5 protein-coding genes and 1 pseudogene are annotated in these 6,377 nt (G+C 72.5%); 1 reads left to right on the top strand and 5 read right to left on the bottom strand.

Annotated elements, in window-relative coordinates:
• From D7X32_RS45815 to D7X32_RS42305, 3 genes and pseudogenes are all read right to left on the bottom strand, one after another.
• A pseudogene (locus D7X32_RS45815) lies at positions 1–1,416 on the bottom strand (hypothetical protein); the annotation flags it as partial.
• Positions 1,417–1,669: 253 nt separating this feature from the next.
• On the bottom strand, positions 1,670–1,936 hold the full coding sequence (locus tag D7X32_RS42300) for a GlsB/YeaQ/YmgE family stress response membrane protein (protein ID WP_120608174.1): 267 nt from the start codon (positions 1,934–1,936) through the stop codon (positions 1,670–1,672).
• A gap of 109 nt (positions 1,937–2,045) precedes the next feature.
• Positions 2,046–2,780, bottom strand: coding sequence for a 16S rRNA (uracil(1498)-N(3))-methyltransferase (locus tag D7X32_RS42305; protein WP_120608177.1), 735 nt, complete (start codon positions 2,778–2,780; stop codon positions 2,046–2,048).
• Between the two features lie 121 nt (positions 2,781–2,901).
• Here D7X32_RS42305 and D7X32_RS42310 point away from each other — a divergent pair, with 121 nt between their 5' ends.
• Positions 2,902–3,897 carry an asparaginase gene (locus D7X32_RS42310; protein ID WP_158625861.1) on the top strand — a complete coding sequence of 332 codons (996 nt, stop codon included), beginning with the start codon at positions 2,902–2,904 and terminating at the stop codon, positions 3,895–3,897.
• A gap of 239 nt (positions 3,898–4,136) precedes the next feature.
• Here the strand turns inward: D7X32_RS42310 and D7X32_RS42315 are convergent, their stop codons facing one another.
• A complete protein-coding gene (locus D7X32_RS42315) occupies positions 4,137–5,003 on the bottom strand; it encodes a 50S ribosomal protein L11 methyltransferase (protein ID WP_120608176.1) in 867 nt (288 codons plus the stop codon).
• A 72-nt stretch (positions 5,004–5,075) separates the two neighbouring features.
• Positions 5,076–6,377, bottom strand: a 1,302-nt coding sequence (locus D7X32_RS42320; protein WP_244239488.1) for a M16 family metallopeptidase, incomplete at its 5' end; no start/stop codon positions are given.

The raw sequence follows: 6,377 nt of genomic DNA on the forward strand, positions 1-6,377 counted from the left end.
GCGGGACACTCCGGGGGCGTTCGCGGAGGACGTGGCGGCGAAGGCCGGCGTCTCCAGCGGAGGCAGGATGGCCGGATCCTCCATGACCGGAAGACCGGAGGCTGCCTGCGATGCATCCCAGTGCTCGGAGGCCGACGCTTCAGCGGCCTCCCGGCGAGGAAGGCCCGTGCCCTGGGCCGCCTGCACGGCCACGCCCATCTGCGGCAATCCGGACGAAGCAGGCTGCGCGGCCACGCCCATCTGCGGCAATCCGGACGAAGCAGGCTGCGCGGCCACGCCCATGCGAGGCTGGCCGGACGCGACGGGCTGAGCGGCCCCGTTCATGTGCGGCTGTCCGGGAGCCTGTGCCTGCGCGGCGCGTCCGGAAGCCTGCGCGGCGGACCCATCCATGCGGGGCAGGCCGGGCGAACCCGGGGCGTTGCCACGAGGCTGACCGGAGGCGGCCTGCGCCTGGGGGCGCGGATGATGCGGCTCCGTGCCGTAGGCCGGCGTGGGCGCGGAGCCCGGGCGGGGCTCCATGGGAATCGCCGGAGCCTGCGCGGCGCGAGGCACGGCGACGCCAGGATTCTGGAAGCCCGGCTCCGACAGGGCCGAGGTGGGCGCGGCGCGCGGAGGCACGGCGGCCATCGGCGCCACGCCCGGAGGCGGTGCGACGGGGCGCGGAGGCAGCACGGCGCCAGAAGGCGCGTTCCCGGCGGGAGGCGTGGCGGGAGGCGGCACGGGAGCCGGCGCCGCCGCCCGGGGAGCCTGCTGCGCGGGAGCCCGGACCGGCTGACCCTCCGCGTGCGGCGTGGGAGCGCGGATCGTCGCATCGGCCTGGGGCGGGACGGGGCGCGCAGCAGGGGCCGCCGAGCGAATCGTCGCGTCCGCGTGGGCCGCCGGAGCCGCCGAGCGAATCGTCGCGTCCGCGTGGGCCGCCGGAGCCGCCGCGCGAATCGTCGCATCCGCGTGGGCAGCGGGGGCCGCGGCGCGGGCCGCCGGATCCGCGTAGGACGCAGGAGCACGACCCGTCACGTCGCCCTGGGTCGCGGCAGGCGGCATGGGCGCGCGGATCGTCGCATCGGGCGCTGACGCGCGCACCGTGGGTCCATCCATCGGCGGCACGGCGGCGCGAGGCGCGGCGGCACGCGGCGGCGCGGCGGCCGGAGCCTGCGCGGGCCGGGGCGCGGCGGCGCGCGGCGCGGCGGGAGGCACGGGCGCCATCCCCGGCCGGACCGAAGGCGTCATTCCCGGCGGGGTGACAGGACCGCGCGGCGGCTCCATCGCGAAGGCGGGCGTGCCTCGCAGCGTCTCCGGCTCGACCGGTTCATTGTTCAGGGTGATGGGATCGCCACCCGCGGCCTGGGCATCGCGTTCACCTGGCCTGCGGCGATCAATGTGGATGTCGCGGTCGAGCAGGCTCGGGACGGGAGCCACCGCTGGTGGGCGCGCGGCATGGGCGGCGCAAGCGGGGCAATCTCCGACCGGCGGCAGCGAGGCGCCGCACTTCATGCACTTGGACAACGGATCCTCCCAATGACGCGGACAACCGTCGCCATGAAAGGCCGCATTCAGGCCTGTAGCAAGAAAAGGACAAGCCCCCGCCGGTCCCTCGCCCGAGGAACCGTCAGGGGCTCGTCAGCGCCATGCAACCGTCCCTTCGGGGACGGTGCGTGTGGGGCGCCTCACGCTAGGCGTGGACGCGGCGCCGTCCCGCTGCTCCCACCAGGAGAAGCACGATGATGGATCCCACGACGGACATGATGATGCCCGAGGCATGCAGGTCGAACAGCCGGCCGTTGCGCTGGAAGAGCGAACCGATGAGGCCGCCCACCAGCGAGCCCACCATGCCGAGCAACGTGGTCGCCACCAGGCCCATGCTCTGCTTGCCCGGCAGGATGGCTCGAGCAATGAGGCCCGCGATGAGGCCGATGATGATGAAGGCGATGATCCCCATGAGAGTCTCTCCCGTGTGAGGGACCCGCGAGGTCCCGAATGGCAGAAACGTAGGAATGGGCACAGGGATCCGTGACCTGGGATGCGAGGAGGGGTTGTCCGCCCGCCTGCTAACCGAGCGACCCATCCAGGTGCTGCATCACCGCGAGCGCCGCGAGCGCCGCCGTCTCCGTCCTCAGGATGCGTGAGCCCAGCGTCACCGGCCGCGCCCCCAGTCCCCGCAGCCCCTCCACCTCCTCACGCGCGAGCCCGCCCTCGGGACCAATCACCAGCGCCACCGGCGTCCCCGGCGCCACGCTCCGGAACGCCTCGCCCAGCGGCACCGCGGATTCCTCTTCGTCCAACACCAGCAGCAGCGTGCCCGGCGTCAGCGCGCGCGCCGCGTCCAGCAACGGCCGGGGCGGATGCACCCGAGGCACGTCATCGCGGCGGCACTGGCGCGCGGCCTCTTCGACAATCTTCGCCCACCGCTGGGTGCGCTCCTCGGCGCGCTTCGGCTCCAGCTTCACCACGCTGCGCGCCGTGGCCACGGGATGGAACGCGGTGGCGCCCAGCTCCGTGCCCTTCTGGAGCACCAGCTCCAGCTTGTCCCCCTTGGGCAGCCCCTGGAGCACGCTCATCTCACGCGCGGGCGGCGTCACCCGCATGGTGCCCAGCACCAGCCGCACGGACTCCGCGGTCAGCCCCGTGACGCGCGCCTCGAAGGCGCGGCCCTTGCCGTCGAAGACCTCCAGCGCGTCGCCGTCCTCCAGCCGCAGCACGTGGACGAGGTAGTGGCGGCGCTCGCCCGTGAGCGTCACGTCGGCGGGAGCGGGGTCGGGAAGGGGAACGAAGAGGCGGACCACGGCGGCTTCCTTGAAGGGGAGGGCGCCCGGAGGATAGCCCTCCATGCGTCCAGAGGTTCCCTTTCTGGAATCCGCGAGCGCCCGGCCGTGTCCCGTTCCTGCTAAGGCGCGCGAAACACCCATGTCCACCCTCGTCATCGAGTCCACCCGCTCCGGCTTCGTCGAATCCCTCCACACCGTGTCCGTCGCGGTGGTGAGCGCGGAGGGCACGCGCGTCGCGTTCGCGGGCGACCCGGAGCGCGTCACCTTCTGGCGCTCGGCGGCGAAGCCCTTTCAATCACTCCCGATGGTGCAGGACGGCGCGGCGGACCGTTACGGCTTCGGCCCGCGCGAGCTGGCGCTAGCGTGCGCGTCCCACTCCAGCGAGCCCGTGCACCGCACCCTCGCCATGCAGATGCTGAGCGCTTCCGGCTGCGAGGAGCGCCACCTCGCGTGCGGCCCGCACCCGTCGCTGTCGCCCGCGGTCGCGGAAGAAGCGCTCAGGGCGGGCGTGGTGCTCACGCCCCGGTGGAACAACTGCTCCGGCAAGCACGCGGGGATGCTCGCGCTGGCCCGGCACCACGGCTGGGACGTGCACGGCTACGCCAGCGACGGCCACCCCGTGCAGGAGCGCATCCAGGATGAAATCGCGAAGTGGACGGGCCTGCCGCGCGACGCGCTGGTGAAGGGCGTGGATGGCTGCCTCGCCGTCTGCTTCGGCCTGCCGCTCAGCGCCATGGCCACCGCGTGGGCCCGCTTCGGCGTGTCGGAAGCGCCCGCCGCGCGCCGCCTTCGCGAAGCCATGCTCGCGCACCCGGAGCTGGTCGCGGGCAGGGGCCGCGCGTGCACGGAGTTGATGACGGCCTTCCAGGGCGAGGCCGTGGTGAAGATTGGCGCGGAGGGCGTCTACTGCGCCGCGCTGCCCCGGGCCCGCCTGGGCGTGGCCCTCAAGGTGGAGGACGGCGACGCCCGCTGCGCCGCGCCCGCGCTCCTCGCCGTCCTGCGCCTCCTCGCGGAACAGCAGGGCCTGACGCTGCCCATGACGGGCCTGGAGCACCACGCGGAGCCGCGCATCCTCAACACGCGCAACGAAATGGTGGGCTCCCTGCACCCGGCCGGAGCACTCGCGTTCGCCTGAGGGTGGCTGTAGCGCGGAAGGTCACACGCGCCACGCCCCCCGTAACCGGCCCCGCTACATCCGAGCCGGTGCCCCGAGGGGCCCACCCGGACACTGCCGTGGGCACGCGGACTGCAACCAGGGACTGCAAGCACACGGCGGGACTCGCGGGGTCCTGACGTCAAGGGGGAACGCCTCGCGAGTCCAGATGGGGTCGGGTTGGCGAGCGTTCGCGTTCGCGGCCCGACCCCCTCTTGTTTCTAGCGCTTCAAGTCGATGCGCACCCACTCGCCCTGCTGCGCGCCCTCCAGCACGGTGCACCCGAGCTTGCGGTACGCGGCCTCCACGTCCACGCGCTGGTGCGCGAGCACGCCGGCCAGCACCAGCCGGTCCTTCGCCTTGGGGACGATGAGGGGCGCCAGTTCAATCAGCGTGTTCGCCAGGATGTTCGCGAGCACCAGGTCGAAGGTGCCGGACACCTCCGTCAGCTCGCGCCCGGAGATGTCCAGGTCGGGCGTCTGGTTGTCGGCGCAGTTCTCCTGGGCCAGCTCCACGGAGGTGGGGTCGTTGTCGGTGCCCACCACATGGCCCGCGCCCAGCTTCTTCGCCGCGATGGCGAGCACGCCCGTGCCGGTGCCCACGTCCAGGACGCTCGCGCCCGGGTGCGTGGACATGAAGTCATCCACCGCCGCCAGGCACAGCGACGTGGTGGGGTGGTCCCCCGTGCCGAACGCCATCTTCGGCTCGATGACGACGCGCATCTTGCCCTCCGGCGCGTTCGCCACGTCCCAGGGCGGGCCCACCCACAGGCGGCCCACCTGCACGGACTTGATGAGCGACTTCCACTCGTTGCTCCAGTCCTGCTGGGGCTGCTCGTCCAGGGACAGGCGCGCGCTGGGGTGGCTCTCCGCCACGGCGTCGCGGGCTTCTTCCGCGCTCTCGCGGTCCTCGAAGTAGGCGACGACGATGGACTCACCCTTCGCGGGGGCGCGCACGCCCGGCATGGTGGGCGTCTCCGTGTCGCGGACCTCCAGGCCCAGGGCGCCGGTCTCATGGAGGAGGTCCTGAAGGATTTCGGAGGCTTCCTCCGCGATATCCACGGTGAGTGACAGGTAGGTCTGGGACATGCGCCCCTTCTACCGCACCCGGTGCGGCGTGGAAGCGTCGTCGTCGTGACGCTTCCACGCTCGCGGGAGGAACTACGGCCCGACGACCGCCATGGCCATGCGGTCGAAGTCGATGACCCGGCGGGCCACCTCCTGCACGTCCGCCGCCGTGACCTTCGCCACGCGCTCGGAGTAGTGCAGGAAGTTGTCCAGCCCGATGCCGTAGCAGATGTCCAGCGCCAGCAGCGTCGCGCGGGCGCTGTTGCGCTGCAGGTCGATTTCGTACGCCCCGATGATGTGCTGCTTGGCGCGCTCCAGCTCCTCGGCGGGAATCGGCTCGTCGCGGATGCGCTCCAGCTCGCGGCGCATGCCCTCCACCGCCGCGTCCACCTTCTCCGGGCTCGTGCCCATGTAGACGGCGAAGTAGCCGGGGTCCAACCCGTCCATGGAGAAGCTGCTCACGCTGTACGCCATGGAGCGCTTGTCGCGCAGTTCGATGAAGAGCCGTCCGCCCTGGCCCGACAGCACCGTGGACAGCACGTCCAGCACCACGCGCCACGAATCCGTCATCCGCGCCGCCTGGAAGCCCATCACCAGGTGCGTCTGCGCGCGCGCGAGCACCTTCTTCTCCGTGCGCGGAGCGGACGGCGGAGCCTCCGGCTTCACCTGCTTCGGGGCCACCGCGCCGCCGCGCGACTTGCCGAAGTACTCGTTCGCCAGCGCCCGCACCTGGTCCACGTTCACGTCGCCCACCACGCTGAGCGTCATCTGCGACGGATCCATGTGCGCCCGGTGGTACGCGCGCAGCTGCTCGGGCCCCAGCGCCTCCACGGAGGCCTTCTCGCCCGCGAGCGACAGCCGGTACGGGTGCTCCTTGTAGAGCGTGCGCGAGAACAGCTCGAACGCCAGGCTGGACGGCTTGTCCTCGCGGGTGAGGATGTCCTGGAGCAGCAGCGCGCGCTCGCGCGCCACCTCCTCCTCGCGGAAGGCCGGGTTGAGCAGCACGTCCGCGAACAGCCGGAAGCCGGGCTCGAAGTAGCGCGACAGGAAGTCCGCCTTCAGGCTCACGGAGTTGCGGCCGCCCTGACCACTGACGTTGCCCGCGTACAGGTCTCCCAGGTGGCTGATGTCATCCGCGCTGAGCGTCGTGGTGCCCTTGGTGAGGGCGCGGCTGAGCAGCGTGGTGATGCCGTTGTCCTCGGGCGTCTCGTAGCGCGCACCGCCGATGAAGGCCGCGCGCATGGAGAACAGCGGCACGTGCGGCTCCACCCGGATGATCAGCGTCGCACCGGAGGGCAGCTTCTCCTGCACCACCTCCGAGCGCGCGGACGCGATGGCGCTCCGGGCCGGACGCGGCGGGGCTTCCGGGGGCGGCCGGGCGGCGCGCTCCGGGGG

This window comes from Corallococcus carmarthensis (assembly GCF_003611695.1).
Lineage (GTDB): Bacteria > Myxococcota > Myxococcia > Myxococcales > Myxococcaceae > Corallococcus > Corallococcus carmarthensis.